The organism is Lacinutrix venerupis, from assembly GCF_001971745.1.
GTDB lineage: Bacteria > Bacteroidota > Bacteroidia > Flavobacteriales > Flavobacteriaceae > Lacinutrix > Lacinutrix venerupis.
On sequence record NZ_CP019352.1, the window covers coordinates 2,123,159 to 2,137,500 of the forward strand.

At 28.7% G+C, this 14,342-nt stretch carries 12 protein-coding genes and 1 rRNA gene; 9 read left to right on the forward strand and 4 right to left on the reverse strand.

The window, feature by feature from the left end; all coding sequences use genetic code 11:
• Positions 1 to 52 precede the first annotated feature (52 nt).
• Positions 53 to 943, forward strand: a complete 891-nt coding sequence (locus BWR22_RS09600) for a lysophospholipid acyltransferase family protein (RefSeq protein ID WP_076733466.1) — start codon at positions 53 to 55, stop codon at positions 941 to 943.
• Positions 944 to 966: 23 nt separating this feature from the next.
• On the opposite strand, the gene BWR22_RS09605 is transcribed toward BWR22_RS09600, so the two are convergent.
• Together BWR22_RS09605 and glmM are read right to left on the reverse strand one after the other, a co-directional pair.
• Positions 967 to 2,466 carry an aminotransferase class V-fold PLP-dependent enzyme gene (locus BWR22_RS09605; RefSeq protein WP_076733467.1) on the reverse strand — a complete coding sequence of 500 codons (1,500 nt, stop codon included), beginning with the start codon at positions 2,464 to 2,466 and terminating at the stop codon, positions 967 to 969.
• A 27-nt stretch (positions 2,467 to 2,493) separates the two neighbouring features.
• Positions 2,494 to 3,882, reverse strand: coding sequence for a phosphoglucosamine mutase (gene glmM / locus BWR22_RS09610; protein WP_076733468.1), 1,389 nt, complete (start codon positions 3,880 to 3,882; stop codon positions 2,494 to 2,496).
• Positions 3,883 to 3,961: 79 nt separating this feature from the next.
• On the opposite strand from glmM, the gene BWR22_RS09615 reads away from it, so the two are divergent.
• From BWR22_RS09615 to BWR22_RS09650, 8 genes are all read left to right on the forward strand, one after another.
• The gene (locus BWR22_RS09615) at positions 3,962 to 4,555 is read left to right on the forward strand and encodes an acyl carrier protein phosphodiesterase (RefSeq protein WP_076733469.1); all 594 of its coding nucleotides are present in this window, start codon (positions 3,962 to 3,964) and stop codon (positions 4,553 to 4,555) included.
• A gap of 186 nt (positions 4,556 to 4,741) precedes the next feature.
• On the forward strand, positions 4,742 to 5,092 hold the full coding sequence (rplS, locus tag BWR22_RS09620; protein WP_076733470.1) for a 50S ribosomal protein L19: 351 nt from the start codon (positions 4,742 to 4,744) through the stop codon (positions 5,090 to 5,092).
• Positions 5,093 to 5,889: 797 nt separating this feature from the next.
• Positions 5,890 to 6,465 (forward strand): pentapeptide repeat-containing protein, encoded by a 576-nt coding sequence (locus tag BWR22_RS09625; protein ID WP_121053249.1) that lies wholly within the window; start codon positions 5,890 to 5,892, stop codon positions 6,463 to 6,465.
• A 168-nt stretch (positions 6,466 to 6,633) separates the two neighbouring features.
• Complete coding sequence (locus BWR22_RS09630; RefSeq protein ID WP_076733471.1) at positions 6,634 to 8,853, forward strand: NADP-dependent isocitrate dehydrogenase; 2,220 nt, start codon at positions 6,634 to 6,636, stop codon at positions 8,851 to 8,853.
• 213 nt (positions 8,854 to 9,066) lie between these two features.
• The gene (locus tag BWR22_RS09635) at positions 9,067 to 11,442 is read left to right on the forward strand and encodes a TonB-dependent receptor (protein WP_076733472.1); all 2,376 of its coding nucleotides are present in this window, start codon (positions 9,067 to 9,069) and stop codon (positions 11,440 to 11,442) included.
• Positions 11,443 to 11,446: 4 nt separating this feature from the next.
• Entirely contained in the window at positions 11,447 to 12,259 is an 813-nt protein-coding gene (locus BWR22_RS09640) for a DUF4249 domain-containing protein (protein ID WP_076734407.1), read from the forward strand.
• A gap of 160 nt (positions 12,260 to 12,419) precedes the next feature.
• Entirely contained in the window at positions 12,420 to 13,247 is an 828-nt protein-coding gene (murQ, locus tag BWR22_RS09645) for an N-acetylmuramic acid 6-phosphate etherase (protein ID WP_076733473.1), read from the forward strand.
• On the forward strand, positions 13,237 to 13,479 hold the full coding sequence (locus BWR22_RS09650; protein ID WP_076733474.1) for a DUF6095 family protein: 243 nt from the start codon (positions 13,237 to 13,239) through the stop codon (positions 13,477 to 13,479). The genes murQ and BWR22_RS09650 overlap by 11 nt, the downstream gene beginning before the upstream one ends.
• Here BWR22_RS09650 and BWR22_RS09655 read toward each other — a convergent pair.
• Positions 13,472 to 13,975 carry a hypothetical protein gene (locus BWR22_RS09655; protein ID WP_076733475.1) on the reverse strand — a complete coding sequence of 168 codons (504 nt, stop codon included), beginning with the start codon at positions 13,973 to 13,975 and terminating at the stop codon, positions 13,472 to 13,474. The genes BWR22_RS09650 and BWR22_RS09655 overlap by 8 nt on opposite strands.
• Before the next feature lie 139 nt (positions 13,976 to 14,114).
• Positions 14,115 to 14,222, reverse strand: a 5S ribosomal RNA gene (rrf, locus tag BWR22_RS09660).
• Between the last annotated feature and the right edge of the window lie 120 nt (positions 14,223 to 14,342).

Genomic DNA, 14,342 nt, shown 5'->3' on the forward strand with positions numbered 1-14,342 from the left:
CGTATTTTTTAAATATAGCATATATTTGCATTTACAAATCTAAAACTAATTCATGCAATTATTAGCTTACATTTTAATTTATCCGTTTTTATGGTTAATTTCTATTCTTCCATTTAAATTATTGTATGCTTTTTCAGACTTTGTTTTCATTATAGTTTATCGTATTTTCAAGTATAGAAAAAAGGTAGTTAAACAAAATTTACGTTTAGTTTTTCCTGAAAAAAGTAAAGATGAAATAGAAGAAATTACCAGAAAGTTTTATCACCATTTGTGTGATATGATTTTTGAATCTATAAAATCGATGACAATCTCTGAAAAAGAAATGCGTAAACGTTTTACTTTTACAGATTTAGATATTTTACAAAATTTTGAAAAAAAGAATAGAAGTCTTATTTTAATGTGTGCGCATTATGCAAGCTGGGAGTGGATTTTTATATTACAAAAGCATGTTAATTATACTGGTTTTGGTATATATAAACGTTTAAGTAATAAATATTTTGATGCTTTAGTTAAAAGAATTCGTGCGCGATACAACTCCTATTTAATAACTACAAAGGAAACAGTATCTACCCTTTCGGCATCTAAAGCAAAAGGAGAATTATCTATGAGTGGTTTTGCATCGGACCAATCGCCAAAAATAGATAAAGCACATCATTGGCAAAATTTTATGGGTATTAAAGTTCCTGTGCATACAGGAGCAGAAATGATTGCAAAAAAATTAGACATGTCTGTTGTTTTCTTTGGAACCAAAAGGTTAAAACGTGGTTATTACCAAACTGGTTTTAAAATTTTAGCTGAAAATCCAAACGATTATAAAAACTATGAAATTACAGATGCATTTTTAAAAATTGTTGAACAACAAATTTTAGAAGCTCCTGAATTTTATTTATGGACACATAAACGTTGGAAACACCGAGATAAAGTGCCAAAAGAATTTTTATAAAATGTGCTTTGCTTTTTAATTGATTATAAATCAAACCAACCATCTACTCTCATGTCTTGGTTAGGCACAAAAGTTTTATGTATAAATTCGTTATTGACTTTATTGTATTCATAATCTTTAGCCCATTCTTTATGGTTTTTTGCTAAAGCTTTTAAACTATTGCACACATAATCTATTTCATTACAAGTTGTAGTTGGATGAATAGACATACGTATCCAACCTGGTTTACGTATTAAATCTCCTAAAGTTATTTCGTTTACCAAACTATTAGATTGCTCTTGGTCTACATGTAATAAAAAGTGTCCATAAGTTCCGGCACAACTACAACCTCCACGAGTTTGTATACCAAATCTATCGTTAAGTATTTTAACTCCTAAATTAAAATGTAAATCTTCAATATAAAAAGAAACAACACCAAGTCGTTTTTTTTGGTCACCTGCTAAAATTTTAATATTGTCTACGTGCTCTAATTCTAAAAAAACTTTTTCTAACAATTCGTGCTCTCTATCCAGCATGTTTTTTACACCCATTTGATCTTTTAACTTAATTGCTAAAGCAGTTTTTATAGTTTGTAAAAAACCTGGTGTACCACCATCTTCTCTGTCTTCTATATTATCTATATACTTGTGTTCTCCCCAAGGATTTGTCCATGATACGGTACCACCACCAGGACAATCTGGCACCATATTTTTATATAATTTTTTATTAAAAACTAATACTCCAGAAGTTCCTGGACCACCTAAAAATTTATGTGGCGAAAAGAAAATAGCATCAAGTGCTTCGTCTTCATTTTCTGGATGCATATCTATATTCACATAAGGAGCAGAACATGCAAAATCTACAAAACATACTCCACCATGCTCGTGCATAACTTTTGCTATTTCATGATAAGGAGTTTCTATACCTGTAACATTACTTCCACCAATAACAGAAGCTATTTTAAGTGTACAATCTTTATATTGCTCTAAAAGAGTTTTTAAATTTTCAATACTAAATAATCCATCGTCTCCTGCAGGTATAACTTCTACCTTTGCCATAGTTTCTAGCCATGAAGTATGGTTAGAATGATGCTCCATATGAGTTACAAAAACTACAGGACGCATTTGGTCTGGAATTTTAGTATAATCTTTTAAATTTTCTGGTATTTTTAAACCTAAAATACGCTGAAATTTATTTACAACACTAGTCATACCATTTCCAGACACAATTAAAACATCATCTGCATTAGAGTTTACGTGGCCTTTAATAATATGTCTTGCTTTATGGTAAGCATTCGTCATTGCTGTGCCAGAAACTGTAGTTTCGGTATGCGTGTTTGCTACAAAAGGTCCAAATTGATTTGTTATTTTTTCTTCAATTGGTCGATATAATCTACCTGAAGCTGTCCAATCTGTATATACCATTTTTTGTATACCATATGGAGATTCAAACTCTTGATCTATACCAATAATATGTTTTCTAAATTGAGAAAAGTAAACTTCTAATTCAGATTTTTGTTCTCTTGGTGCTTTTGTAGTAATCATGAAAATTATCTTTGTGTTGCTAAAATACTAAATATTAGCTATTTGCTTAATTTCTGTAATAATTTTATCAGCTAATTCATCTGCTATTTCTTGTGATAAAGCTTCGGTGTAAATTCTAATAATTGGCTCGGTATTACTTTTTCTTAAATGTACCCAATTATCTGCAAAATCTATTTTTACACCATCAACAGTGTTTAAGTTTTCATCTTTATATTTTTCTGCCATTTGTATTAAAATTGCATCTACATCTATTTGTGGAGTTAATGCAATCTTCTTTTTACTCATATAATAACTTGTATATGTTTTACGCAACTCACTAACACTCATTTTCTTTTCGGCTAAAAGTGTTAAAAATAGAGCTACACCAACTAGAGCATCACGACCATAGTGAGAAGCAGGATATATAATACCTCCATTACCTTCTCCACCAATTACAGCATTATTTTTTTTCATAAAAGATACTACGTTAACTTCTCCTACAGCACTAGCTTCGTATGTGCCACCGTGTTTTTCTGTAACATCTCTTAATGCGCGAGTAGAACTCATGTTACTTACTGTATTTCCAGGATTTTTACTTAAAACATGATCTGCACAAGCAACTAAAGTGTACTCTTCTCCAAACATTTCTCCGTTTTCATCCATAAATGCTAATCTATCTACATCTGGATCTACCACAATACCAAAATCTGCATGATGTTTTTTAACTTCGGCAGATAAGTCTGTTAAATGTTCTTTAAGTGGCTCTGGGTTATGTGGAAAATGTCCTGTAGGTTCGCAATACAGTTTTACCGCTTCTACACCTAAACGTTCTAATAATAATGGTATAGCAATTCCGCCTGTAGAGTTTACGCCATCTACAACCACTTTAAAATTAGCTTTTTCAATAATATCTTTGTTTACATATTCTAAATCTAAAACTTCATCTATGTGTATATCTATATATGCATCATTTTTAGTTATTTTACCTAAGCTATCTACGTCTGCAAATTGCATGGCATCACCTTCTGCTATTTCTAAAATTTTTGCACCTTCTACAGCATCCAAAAATTCTCCTTTTTCATTTAGTAATTTTAAAGCATTCCACTGTTTTGGGTTATGGCTTGCTGTTAAAATAATACCTCCATCTGCATGTTCTAATGGAACTGCCATTTCAACAGTTGGTGTTGTAGACAAATCTAAATCTATAACATGAATACCTAAACCAACTAAAGTATTCATTACTAAATTCTGTATCATTTCTCCAGAAATTCTAGCATCTCTACCAACTACAACACGATAGTTTTCTTTATTACGTTGCGATTTTAACCAAGTACCATAGGCCGAAGCAAATTTTACAGCATCAATAGGAGTAAGATTTTCTCCAACGTTTCCGCCAATAGTTCCTCGAATTCCTGAAATAGATTTTATAAGTGTCATTAATTATATTTTAAAATTGAAGTACAAATATACTATTTCAAAAGCGTATTTATCAATTCTGAATTCGTAAATTCGAATTATGAATTTTCTCGCACACATTTATCTTTCTGGAAATAATGAAGCTATTACTATTGGTAATTTTATTGCAGATGGTATTCGTGGTAAAAAGTATTTAAAATATCCTAAAGACATACAAACTGGTATTTTATTGCATCGTCAAATAGATACTTTTACAGATGCTCATAAAATAGTAAGGTTAAGTACTAAAAGGCTTCACAAAAATTACGGCCATTATTCTGGTGTAATTGTAGATATTTTATATGACCATTTTCTAGCTAAAAATTGGAGCAATTATTCTAATATTCCTTTAGATAATTATATAGATAATTTTTATAATAGTCTACAAGATAATTTTGAAATATTACCAACGAGGATACAAAAAATGATGCCATATATGATTGCAGATAATTGGTTATTAAGTTATGCATCTATTGAGGGTATAAAAAAAGTTTTAGAAGGTATGAATAGGAGAACACAAAACCGTTCTCAAATGAATTTAGCTGTTAACGAGTTACAAGAATTCTACAAAGAATTTGAAAATGAATTTACTCTCTTTTTTAATGAATTAATTAGTTTTTCAGCAAAAAAACTAAAAGAAATAGAAAACAGATAAGTCTTTTTAAACACTATAAATCAAACTAATACAGCCTAAAACTTAGTCTTTAAATTAATTTTTTAAAAAATGTTTTTCTTATTTGGTAATTGAGCATTAATAACTATATTTGCAGCCAATTTCGGGTTAACCTCTGGCGATATACGTGAATGTTGTTCTGATTTAATAATTTAAAAATAAATAAAGATGGAATCTTTAATTAAATTTGTACAAGACGAATTTGTACCAAAAAAAGACTTCGCAGAATTTTCAGCAGGTGATACAATCACTGTTTATTATGAAATTCGTGAAGGAGAAAAAAGTAGAACACAGTTTTTTAGAGGTGTTGTTTTACAAAGAAGAGGAACTGGAACATCAGAAACCTTTACAATTAGAAAAATGTCTGGAACAATTGGTGTAGAACGTATTTTCCCAATTAACTTACCTGCATTACAAAAAATTGAAGTAAACAAAAAAGGTAAAGTGCGTAGAGCAAGAATCTTTTACTTTAGAGGTCTTACTGGTAAGAAAGCTAGAATTAAAGAAGCTAGAAGATAATACTAGACTCTTAAATGATATTAAAAAGTCCATCTTATATAAGATGGACTTTTTTGGTTATAAACAATTGTTAATAACATTGGTTTATAACTAGTTGATAAATAGAATGTTAAAAATCTAGTTTATTTTAAACTAATTATGTACTTTAGTAAAACAATTAATAACAACTTTATGTTGGTTTCTAAATAGAATTAGTTTAGGATTTATATTTAATTGATTTTAAAACTTTGTTTTTTTAACTAATGAGTTTTAAAATAAGTACTTAAATTTATTTTAAGTATTAATTGTTTTTTGAGGTTTAAAAATTTCATATTATATATGAATAATAAAAATCATGACATTTTGAAAATTTCAGTATGTTTATACAGGTTGAAATTATAGAAATTGAAAGTTTCGGAAAAAGTAGTAGAGATCGAAAGTGAATACGAAAGGATGAAACAAGACTTTAAAAGAAATATATTGTTAAAACAAATTAATTTAAAGTTTCAAGAAAAACAATTACTCGGTACATAGGCGTAACAAGTCAATACATTTTGAAAGTTACCCAAATGTATCATTGATTTAACAGATTTTGAATCGAAAAGATGTAAAACTTTGGTTTTGGATTGAGTTAGTGAAAGCTAAATAGATCAGTTGATGTTATCTCAAAAAAGCCATGATAATAATAGTTAAATCTATTTTATTATGGCTTTTATTCTTTATAAACTCCTTCTATTTTTTAAGATGCAATTCCTTTAGTATTAAAATTCTTATTCTAATTTTTTTTATAAATATATTGAAACATGTAATTTTATAAAATGAATTTACCTTTAATAACAGAAGAATCTTTTAATTCTAAAGATTATACAACAAACAATAACCTACAAAAAGCAGAATACGATAACTGTATTTTTAATAATTGTAATTTTAGTAATATATACCTATCTGGAATATCATTTTTAGAATGCGAATTTAATAACTGTAATTTAAGCTCTGTTAAACTTGGTGAAACATCGTTTAAAGATGTTTTATTTACCGATTGTAAATTAGTAGGAACACCTTTTAACGAATGTGATCCCTTTTTATTAGCAATAACATTAAAAAAATGTCAGCTTAATTTAGCTTCATTCTATAACTTAAAATTAAACAATACGTTTTTTGATAATTGCAAATTAGAAAAAACAGATTTTACAAATACAGATTTAAAACAATCTACTTTTAATAATTGCGATTTAAACCAAGCTATCTTTGATAATACTAATTTAGAAAAAGTAAATTTTTTAACATCATACAACTACTCTATTTCACCCTCAAAAAACAACATTAAAGGTGCTCAATTTTCGAAAAACGAAATTTTCGGCCTTTTAAAAGACTATAATATTATAATTAGATAATTTTTAAACACAAAAATTATCAATTTAACAATACCAAACATTTTTAACTATACTCTATTCAAATCCTTTAAACTCGTAGGCTTCAAGCTTTAATATAATTTTGAATTTTTGTATATTCGCAAACCGAACTTTTTCGGGACTTTTAGAAATTAAAATATCCTATATCATATGTCAACAACTCCAAAAATCATTTATACAAAAACAGATGAAGCTCCAGCTTTAGCAACACGTTCTTTTTTACCAATTGTTGAAGCCTTTGTAAAGTCTTCAGGAATTAATATTGAGACTAAAGACATCTCTTTAGCTGCTAGAATTTTAGCTATATTTCCAGATTTTTTAAATGATGACCAAAAGGTGAATGATGACTTAGCTTTTTTAGGAGAATTAGCTAAAAAACCAGAAGCTAATATTATTAAATTACCTAATATTAGTGCTTCTATTCCTCAATTAAAAGCTGCAATTCAAGAACTTCAAGAACAAGGTTTTAAAATTCCTAACTATCCAGATGAACCTTCTAACACTGAAGAAAAAGAAATAAAATCTCGTTATGATAAAGTTAAAGGTAGTGCTGTAAATCCAGTATTACGTGAAGGAAATAGTGATAGACGTGCTCCAAAAGCTGTAAAAAACTACGCAAAAAAGAACCCACATTCTATGGGAGCATGGTCTAAAGACTCTAAATCTCATGTTGCTACAATGACTGAAGGAGATTTTGCACATAACGAAAAATCTACAACTTTAACAGATGCAACTTCTGTAAAAATTGTACATACAGATGAGAATGGAAATAAAACCATTTTAAAGGATAATTTAGCATTACTACAAGGCGAAATTATTGACGCAACTGTAATGAGCAAAAAAGCTTTAATTGAATTCTTAGATGAACAAGTTGAAGATGCTTTAGATAAAGGTGTGTTATTTTCATTACACATGAAAGCTACAATGATGAAAGTTAGTGATCCTATTATTTTTGGTCACGCTGTACGTGTATTCTTTAAAGATTTATTTAAAAAACATGGAGAAACTTTCGATAAAATTGGTGTAGATGTTAACAATGGATTTGGAAACTTATTAAGTAACTTAAACCAATTACCAGACGATAAGCACGAAGAAATAAGAGAAGATATACGTTATGCCTTAGAGCATAGTGCAGACTTAGCTATGGTAAATAGCGATAAAGGTATTACAAACCTACATGTACCAAGTGACGTTATTATTGATGCTTCAATGCCTGCAATGATTCGCAACTCTGGACAAATGTGGAATGCAGAAGGAAAAGCTCAAGATACAAAAGCAGTTATTCCAGACAGTAGCTATGCTGGTATTTATACAGCAACTATAGATTTTTGTAAAGAGCATGGTGCTTTCGATCCTACTACAATGGGAACTGTTCCTAATGTAGGATTAATGGCTCAAAAAGCTGAAGAATATGGTTCTCATGATAAAACTTTTGAAATTACTTCAAATGGTAAAGTGGAAGTGATTGATGCAAATGAAAAAACTTTAATTTCTCATAATGTTGAAGAAGGAGATATCTGGAGAATGTGTCAAGTAAAAGATGCTCCAATACAGGATTGGGTTAAGCTTGCTGTAACTAGAGCGAGAGCCTCACAAACACCTGCTGTTTTTTGGTTAGATAAAAACAGAGCACACGATGCACAATTAATTAAAAAAGTAAATACTTACTTAAAAGATCATGATACTAATGGATTAGATTTACGTATCTTATCTCCTGTTGATGCAACAATATTTACTTGTAAAAGATTAAAAGAAGGAAAAGATACTATTTCTGTTTCTGGAAACGTATTACGTGATTATTTAACAGATTTATTCCCAATTCTTGAAGTTGGAACCAGTGCTAAAATGCTATCTATTGTACCATTAATGAATGGTGGTGGATTGTTTGAGACTGGAGCTGGTGGATCTGCACCAAAACACGTACAACAACTTTTAGAAGAAAATCACTTACGTTGGGATTCTTTAGGAGAATTTTTAGCTCTTGCCGTTTCTTTAGAACATTTTAGCCAAGTAAATAATAATCCTAAAGCAAAAATTTTAGGAGATGCTTTAGATAATGCAACTGAAAAACTATTAGAAAATAAAAAAGGTCCTTCTCGTAAAGCTGGTGAGTTAGATAACAGAGGTTCGCATTTTTATTTAGCAATGTATTGGGCACAAGAACTTGCTAACCAAACTACAGATACAGATTTAGCTAAAGAGTTTACTCCACTTGCTAAACAATTAGCTGATAATGAAGAAACAATTGTTAAAGAATTAAACGATATACAAGGAAGTCCTGTAACTATTGGTGGCTATTACGAACCAAAAGAAGATTTAATAAATACAGTTATGAGACCAAGTAAAACGTTAAATAACATTTTAAACTAATAGATATTAAAATATTAATATTCTTATAAAAGCTCCTTTTTAAGGAGCTTTTTACATTAAAGACTAAACAAGCATATTTAATTTTCTAAAAAAAGAATCAGTTAAAAGTTTGATATCACAATTTTTATAATAAAATAACACACAAATAATATGTTAAACTCTTAATTACAAAATTATGTTTTAATTAACTTTACATACTCTAAATTGTTATAAATGAATCAATCTAAACTAATCATTTTCACATTATTTTTTTTTAGTATAACATTTCTTTTCGCTCAAGAAAAATTTACCATTAGCGGTATAATACAAGATCAAAATACAAACGAAACATTAATTGGAGTTACAGTTCTTTTTCCCGAATTAAATACTGGTACAACAACAAACGAATATGGGTTTTATTCTATAACCTTACCAAAAGGAAGCTATAAATTACAACTTAGTTATATTGGTTATACCGATAAATTGGAGACAATTTTACTAAACGATAATTTAAAAAGAAACTTTTTATTAAATGAAGCAACAGAAAGTTTAGAAGAAGTTATTATTACCGAAAATATTGAAAAATTAAGCATTAGAAAACCACAAATGAGTGTTAATGCATTAACTTCTGCAACTATAAAACAAATTCCTGTAGTACTAGGTGAAGCAGACGTTTTAAAGGCTATAACATTACTTCCTGGAGTTACAAATGCAGGAGAAGGCTCGTCTGGTTTTAATGTTCGTGGTGGTGCGGCAGATCAAAACTTAATTCTTTTAGATGAAGCAACTGTCTATAACTCTTCACATTTATTTGGTCTATTTTCTGTTTTTAATCCAGATGCTATAAAAGATTTAAAATTATATAAAGGTGGCATTCCTGCAAGATATGGAGGACGTGTAGCATCTGTTTTAGACATTTATCAAAAAGAAGGAAATAGTAAAGAGTTTCATGCTAATGGCGGAATTGGTGTTGTATCAAGCCGTTTGTTATTAGAAGGTCCGCTAGAAAAGGATAAAGGTTCATTTTTATTAGGAGGCAGAAGTAGCTATGCACACTTATTTTTACCATTGTTTGATTTAGACAATGTTGCCTATTTTTACGATTTAAACACAAAATTAAGCTATAAATTAAACGATAATAATAACATTTACTTATCTGGTTATTTTGGAAGAGATGTCTTTAGCTTAGCAGATAGTTTCGAAAACATTTATGGAAATACTATTGTAAATTTTAGATGGAATCATCTATTTAACGACAAGTTATTTTCTAATATGTCACTTATTTATTCAGATTATTATTATGGGTTAAATTTAGATTTTGTAGAATTTAAATGGAATTCTGGAATTCAAAATTTTAATTTTAAATACGATTTTAAGCACTATATAAGTAATAATTTTAAACTACAATATGGTTTAAACAGTATCTATTATAAATTTAATCCTGGTGAAATTGAACCTTCTACTCCTACTTCAGGAATAAATGCCGAAAAACTTATAGATAAATACGCTTTCGAAAACGCATTATATCTTGATGCCGAACACAAAGTTTTAAAAAATCTTACACTAGCATACGGATTAAGATTAAGTACTTTTAATCGTTTAGGACAAAGTGAAATAAATATTTATGAAAACAATCAAGCTGTAATATTTAATAATGATTTTCAAATATATCAAAGCGCAGATGCCATTGGTACAGAAACTGTAAGTAAAAATAAATCTATAAAATCCTTTTTAAATTTAGAACCACGTTTTTCTGCTGCCTATCAATTTAATAGAAATACATCTGTAAAAACGAGCTACAATCGTATGTCTCAATATTTGCATTTACTTTCTAATACAAGCTCTCCAACACCTTTAGATATTTGGGCTCCTAGTGGAAAATTTATTAAACCACAAATATTAGATCAATATGCCATTGGATATTTTAAAAATTTAAAAGATGGCGATTTCTCTTTAGAAATAGAAAGTTTTTACAAAGACGTAAAAAATAGAATCGACTATATTGATGGTGCAGATCTTATCGCAAACGATGCTATAGAACAAGTAATTTTAAACGGAAAAGCTAGAGCTTATGGATTAGAAATACTTTTTAGAAAAAACGAAGGTCGCTTTAAAGGTTGGCTAGCATATACAATATCTAAATCTGAACAAAAAACTGAAGGTAGAACACCTCTTGAAACAGGAATTAACAATGGAGAATGGTATAATACTGGCTACGATAAAACACACGACTTATCAATAACAACAAGTTATAATTTAAATAAAAAATGGGATTTTAATGCTAATTTTTTATTTCAAACAGGACAACCTACAACATATCCAAACAGTCAATACGTATATAATAACATTGTAGTACCAAATTATAGTGCTAGAAACTCAACACGATTACCAACTTATCATCGTTTAGATTTATCCGCAACTTATAAACCTAAACCAGAAAAAACAAAAGGTTGGCAAGGTTCATGGGTTTTTGGTATTTATAATGCATACAATAGACGTAATGCCACTTCAATTTCCTTTGCTCAAAACGAAGACACAGGTAATAATGAGGCGACTAGATTGGCAATATTTGGTATTGTACCATCAGTTTCTTACAATTTTAAATTCTAAAAAAATGAAAAAAATATTTCTTCTATTAATTATATTAAACATAGTCACAGCATGCGAAGATGTAATAGATGTAGAAGTACCAAATACACAACCACGTTTAGTAATAGATGCATCTTTAAATTGGTTCGAAGGTACTTCAGGAACAAATCAAACTATAATACTATCGCTTTCTGCACCTTTTTTTAATAGTCAAACTCCGCCAGCAATTGGAGCTAATGTAATAGTAACGGATCAAAGCAATAATGTTTATACTTTTTTAGATACAAACTCTAACGGTATTTATCAATGTTTTGATTTTAATCCTCAATTAAATCAAGAATATACTTTAAATATTATTTATAATAATGAAAGCTATACCGGTACAGAAATTATGAAATCTGTAACTCCAATAGATTATATAGAACAAAATAACGATGGAGGTTTCGAAGGAGATGAAATAGAAATAAAAGCATACTATACAGATCCAATCGATCAAGAAAATTACTATTTTTTTGAATTTAAAGAAGAGTATGAAACTCTTCCTTATTTAGAAGTTTACGATGACGAGTTTACAAATGGAAATCAAATTTTTGCATATTACACAAATGAAGACACTGTTTCTGGTAATAATTTAACCATAAAAAACTATGGCGTTTCAAAGCAGTTTTTCGAATTTATGTCTTTACTATTGCAACAAACGTCAGAAGGAGGAGGTCCTTTTGAAGTTCAGCCAGCAATAGTCCGTGGTAATTGTATAAATCAAACAAATCCAGAAAATTTTCCATTTGGATATTTTAGAGTGTCGCAAGCAACAGAAGTTGTCTATACAATTGAATAAAATAATTTTGGCGTTACCAAAACATGCAACAAAGCATGTTTTCGTCGTGTCATCCGCTATATCTTTTTGTTGCATATATGCAACAAAAAAAAGGATGCCGATTCTACCACTAACGCAATAAAAAACTTAAAATAAATACAATTATTGTATTTTTGAAAATATGGCATTTATAAAAACTACAGAAAAAGAATCTAATTATAATCATTTAGAAAAAATGAGCACGTTAGAACTTTTACAAAATATAAATAACGAAGATAAAACTGTACCATTAGCAGTAGAAAAAGCATTACCGGAAATTCAAAAATTAGTAGATCAAATTGTATTAAAATTAAAAAATAACGGAAGACTTTTTTATATCGGAGCTGGTACAAGCGGAAGATTAGGTATAGTTGATGCTTCAGAATGTCCTCCAACATTTGGTGTACCTCATGAAATGGTTATTGGTTTAATAGCTGGAGGAGATATTGCTATAAGAAAAGCAGTAGAATTTGCAGAAGATTCAGTAAATCAAGGATGGTACGATTTACAAAACCATGACATATCAAAAAAAGATATTGTAATTGGTATAGCCGCTTCTGGTACCACACCATATGTTATTGAAGCTTTAAAAAAATGTAATTTAAATAATATAATAACAGGCTCAATTTCTTGTAATAAAAATAGTCCATTATCAAATACAGCTAAATATCCAATTGAAGTAGTTGTCGGTCCAGAATTTGTTACAGGGAGTTCAAGAATGAAAGCTGGAACAGCACAAAAATTAGTACTAAATATGCTAACAACTTCAACAATGATTAAACTTGGAAAAGTTAAAGGCAATAAAATGGTAGACATGCAGCTTAGTAACAATAAATTAGTTGATAGAGGTATAAAAATGATAATGTCAGAACTAAATATTGATAGAAGTTTAGCTAAATCACTTTTAGAACAGAATAAAAATGTAAGAACAGCAATAATTGCATTTAAGAATAAAAAAAATGAAAACTAAAAAAACCGATAAAGAAATTTTAATAAATGGTTTAAAAAAAATGGGAATATCATTATTTTTAATGTTTTTAGGTCCTACGTTAATATATATTGCATTTAGTAATCAAGAAAAAAAATTATATATTCCTATATTAATAATTGGAATTATAGCCTGTTGTACTGCTATTCTTTTTGCTTTTAAAGGTTTAAATACTATTCTTGACAGTATGTTTAAAAGCAAAAAAACTACTTGAAGTTTATTCTTGAATTTGGTGTAGTAGGATTATATCCAAAATTATTATCTTCAATTTCAATATTTAACCTATCTAAAATATAACCTATTATAGCATAATGATGTATTGTATGACTATTTGCTTGAGCTAATAAAGCTTCATAAGTATAGTTTATTTTTATTTTACCAGAACCAAGATCATCTATAACAATAATTCTTTCATTTATTTTATCTTTTAAAACAGATAATCTTTCTAAAATTTGATTAAGGTAACCCATAGCCGAATCACAACAAACTTCAACAGATAAATCTCTCTTTCTTGAAGTTAAATCTATTATTCCTTCATGATTTAAGTTACAAGAACAGTCATAAAAATCATAAATATGTCTAATATGCGAACCTATACTAGAATAGTATGGAGAAACTGACGAATTACTTAACTCTTCATTAGAAAGTTTATTTAAAAGTACTTTAGATTTTTTAAGAGTAAATAAACTAGATTCTATAATATTATGCATATTTATGAAATTAATTAGAATAAATTTAGTAATAAAAATAATGTCTTCTATTAGTCTTAAACATACTTAAAACTTACATAATTCAAAAAATTTTAAACAAAAAAAAGTCCTAAACAAATAAATGTTTAGGACTTTCTAAAAAAGGCGACGACCTACTCTCCCACAAATGTAGTACCATCGGCGCAAATAGGCTTAACTTCTCTGTTCGGAATGGTAAGAGGTGAGCCCTATCGCAATAATCACCTTAAATCTTTCGGTGTATGTAGTGATTTTATCAACTACTTAACCGTATAAAATAACATATTGAAAAAAGTACACTTAATATGTGTATCAACTTGAAAATAAATAATATATAGTACTTAGTAAA

Bases quoted from the DNA above. Each gene is read 5' to 3' on its own strand.
- BWR22_RS09600 (WP_076733466.1), top strand. From the start codon at position 53: ATGCAATTATTAGCTTACATTTTAATTTATCCGTTTTTATGGTTAATT.
- BWR22_RS09605 (WP_076733467.1), bottom strand. From the start codon at position 2,466: ATGATTACTACAAAAGCACCAAGAGAACAAAAATCTGAATTAGAAGTT.
- glmM (WP_076733468.1), bottom strand. From the start codon at position 3,882: ATGACACTTATAAAATCTATTTCAGGAATTCGAGGAACTATTGGCGGA.
- BWR22_RS09615 (WP_076733469.1), top strand. From the start codon at position 3,962: ATGAATTTTCTCGCACACATTTATCTTTCTGGAAATAATGAAGCTATT.
- rplS (WP_076733470.1), top strand. From the start codon at position 4,742: ATGGAATCTTTAATTAAATTTGTACAAGACGAATTTGTACCAAAAAAA.
- BWR22_RS09625 (WP_121053249.1), top strand. From the start codon at position 5,890: ATGAATTTACCTTTAATAACAGAAGAATCTTTTAATTCTAAAGATTAT.
- BWR22_RS09630 (WP_076733471.1), top strand. From the start codon at position 6,634: ATGTCAACAACTCCAAAAATCATTTATACAAAAACAGATGAAGCTCCA.
- BWR22_RS09635 (WP_076733472.1), top strand. From the start codon at position 9,067: ATGAATCAATCTAAACTAATCATTTTCACATTATTTTTTTTTAGTATA.
- BWR22_RS09640 (WP_076734407.1), top strand. From the start codon at position 11,447: ATGAAAAAAATATTTCTTCTATTAATTATATTAAACATAGTCACAGCA.
- murQ (WP_076733473.1), top strand. From the start codon at position 12,420: ATGGCATTTATAAAAACTACAGAAAAAGAATCTAATTATAATCATTTA.
- BWR22_RS09650 (WP_076733474.1), top strand. From the start codon at position 13,237: ATGAAAACTAAAAAAACCGATAAAGAAATTTTAATAAATGGTTTAAAA.
- BWR22_RS09655 (WP_076733475.1), bottom strand. From the start codon at position 13,975: ATGCATAATATTATAGAATCTAGTTTATTTACTCTTAAAAAATCTAAA.